3 protein-coding genes are annotated in these 1,681 nt (G+C 41.3%); all 3 read right to left on the bottom strand.

Features of this window, described 5'->3' with window-relative positions; translation table 11 throughout:
- Positions 1-132 precede the first annotated feature (132 nt).
- The 3 genes from AAOP42_RS00450 to AAOP42_RS00440 all read right to left on the bottom strand — a co-directional run bounded on the left by AAOP42_RS00450 (position 133) and on the right by AAOP42_RS00440 (position 1,423).
- On the bottom strand, positions 133-444 hold the full coding sequence (locus tag AAOP42_RS00450) for a type II toxin-antitoxin system RelE/ParE family toxin (RefSeq protein ID WP_349526481.1): 312 nt from the start codon (positions 442-444) through the stop codon (positions 133-135).
- On the bottom strand, positions 444-656 hold the full coding sequence (locus tag AAOP42_RS00445; protein WP_349526480.1) for a hypothetical protein: 213 nt from the start codon (positions 654-656) through the stop codon (positions 444-446). Before AAOP42_RS00445 ends, AAOP42_RS00450 begins: the two co-directional genes overlap by 1 nt.
- A 281-nt stretch (positions 657-937) precedes the next feature.
- Entirely contained in the window at positions 938-1,423 is a 486-nt protein-coding gene (locus AAOP42_RS00440) for a hypothetical protein (protein WP_349526479.1), read from the bottom strand.
- Between the last annotated feature and the right edge of the window lie 258 nt (positions 1,424-1,681).

Raw genomic sequence — 1,681 nt, 5'->3', positions numbered from 1 at the left:
GGCCTATCGGCCGCACGAATGCTTAGTTATTTTAAATCCACAGACCGAAAAACCCATAAGACTATCTGCCAAATACCAACTACGGTTCGTTCAACACTACATTCATGCTTGGCCTATCGGCCGCACGAATGCTTAGTTATTGGTATCAGTTAATTGTCGGTATAGTTTCGTGGAATCCTGTCGGTTGTCCCAGATCAACAGAAGTCTCAGATGTTCAGGTAAGTTTAGGTAGTACAAGGAAACTGATTTATGAATGACGAGTTTTCTTACATCATTGTCTTCAAATGTTGGGGCAAGTTCAGGATTCCTCTGAATCTGTTCAATACGAAAGTTCAATTGATTCAGGAATTCTGTTTTCACCTGCTCATTCCAGAACTCGGATATAAAATCGGATGTTCGTCTGAGAGATTTCCTGGCAGTTGGAGACCAGACAACCTTCTTCATCACTCCTTCATATTTAAAATATCCTGAGCCGAAGTATGTTCGACGCAACCCTCAATGGGTTCAGCATCTGAAATGTTCAGTAGTTCGACGATCTCCTTTGGTAGAGAGTTAATCGAAGTTTTTCGGTAACCTTCAATTTGGTTGATTACCGTTTCGTCATCCAAGTTGGTGATCCAGTTTATCAAGGATATTTTTCGTTGTTCGATCGTCATAATGTAAAGATAGGGATTTTGTACTGTAGTCCAATAGATGTGAAATCAATATCGTAATGTGGCCATATCCTTTGTAAATAATACAATCTGGTGAAATCTGCCGAAGCTCACAACACCTGCCTGCCGCAGGCAAGGTTCCAAATGGCACTGCGCTCTGAAAATCAAAATCTCTTGCGAGCAGAAGTAAGTAGAAAGCACTGCCGTATCTCAGCGGCTGATTCATGGTGATGTTCGCACAGAAACCTGTAAAGTGGCAGTTGGCGCATTCATGCTAGCGACTGTTACATGGCGTTAATTCCTTCTTTTTTCAAATATTCCAGCCATTCGTGTTCCGTAAAACCAAGCTTTCCTGAGCTAGTTCCTTTGCCAAAGTCACTGTCTGTTAAGTCCTCTAGTTTTGCCATAAAACTGGTTTCCGGGTTAATTCGTAATACTCGACCTAAAGCTGTTGTTAGCTCGACGAGATTGTTTGTTCCATCATACTTGAAATTGTTAATGAAATCGTTACCCGAAATTGGTTTTTCGAGGTTCAGCAAGTTGCAGTTAGCGACACCATTTAGTTGCAAACGTGAAGATTTTCCATTGAATTTTGTTCTGTTCCAAAATAGCCATTTTGACCGTTTAACTGCTTCAAAGGTTCTGCGTTCGATGGAAAAGTTAAGTTGACCGTTATTAGGCTGAATCTTCAATTCATCAGGTTCAATAGAGGCGTCAAATACCAGAATTGAAAGAATGTGGAGTTGTGATATGTCGAATTCATATACCATGCCGAGTATGCCATGTAACGCCTATGTATGGTGAGTGCGCTCACACTTTCCAATGGCACTAAAGTACCGAATTGCAGAGAAAGTTGAAAATAGCTCAAAAGTGCATTCACTATACATTTTGTGTGTGCCCAGCATGGGCATCTTTCCCTACATAAAAGTAGGGTATTAATTTATAGGGTGCAAGTCCCTTATGGGCGAGAGTCGTGTCTCGAACCATTAGTAAGCTGCAAGGTGGTTTACCATGAGGTATGCACTGAA

Origin of the sequence: Reichenbachiella sp. MALMAid0571, assembly GCF_040151475.1 — a bacterium.
Lineage (GTDB): Bacteria > Bacteroidota > Bacteroidia > Cytophagales > Cyclobacteriaceae > CAXBNB01.
The sequence above is the reverse complement of the archived record's forward strand: the minus strand, read 5'-3'. Positions and strand labels throughout refer to the sequence as shown.

Excerpts from the sequence above, each read along its gene's own strand:
- AAOP42_RS00445 (WP_349526480.1), bottom strand. The coding sequence starts at position 656 with ATGACGATCGAACAACGAAAAATATCCTTGATAAACTGGATCACCAAC.
- AAOP42_RS00450 (WP_349526481.1), bottom strand. The coding sequence starts at position 444 with ATGAAGAAGGTTGTCTGGTCTCCAACTGCCAGGAAATCTCTCAGACGA.
- AAOP42_RS00440 (WP_349526479.1), bottom strand. The coding sequence starts at position 1,423 with ATGGTATATGAATTCGACATATCACAACTCCACATTCTTTCAATTCTG.